The organism is Zoogloea sp. LCSB751, assembly GCF_002028455.1.
Lineage (GTDB): Bacteria > Pseudomonadota > Gammaproteobacteria > Burkholderiales > Rhodocyclaceae > Zoogloea.
On the sequence record NZ_MWUM01000081.1, the window covers coordinates 1 to 613 of the forward strand.

General features: G+C 45.5%; 1 pseudogene. It reads left to right on the forward strand.

What is annotated here, in order from left to right:
- Positions 1-6: 6 nt before the first annotated feature.
- Positions 7-613: pseudogene (locus tag B4920_RS25825) on the forward strand (IS1634 family transposase); the annotation flags it as partial.

Genomic DNA, 613 nt, shown 5'->3' on the forward strand with positions numbered 1-613 from the left:
CCTGTTATTAAACGCTGAGATCACCTTGGTCTCATTGCCGCCTTTTGTCACGAAATTGGCCTGCCACGGATGATAGATGCCGTTATCCCAAAATATTCTGACCACAGTGTTTCTCATGGTGACGCGGTATTGGCCATGCTCCTAAATGGACTTGGCTTTCATAGCAGAACACTGCACATGTTCTCGGACTTTTTTAAGACCAAGCCTGTATCTAAGCTACTCGCCAAAGACATTGAAGCACACCACCTGACTGATGATGTACTAGGCCGCACATTAGATGCTCTATACGAAGCCGATGTCTCAGCGCTCTATCAGGTTATTGCTGAGCGTGTTGTTGATAAACTGGGCTTGACGACCGATTCTGTTCATCTTGATATCACTAGCTTCCACGTTGATGGTGAGTATGCACAAGATGAAAACACCAACGTGATTAAGCTTGTAAGAGGTTATAGTCGGGATCATAGGCCAGAGCTTAACCAAGTCGTGCTTGAACTCATTTGTGAAAACCAAGCAGGTATTCCTGTTTACATGCAAGCACTGAGTGGTAACACCAATGATGCCAAGGCATTCGCTGAAGTCACTAAAAGACACATACATTGCCTAAAAGCCGCGC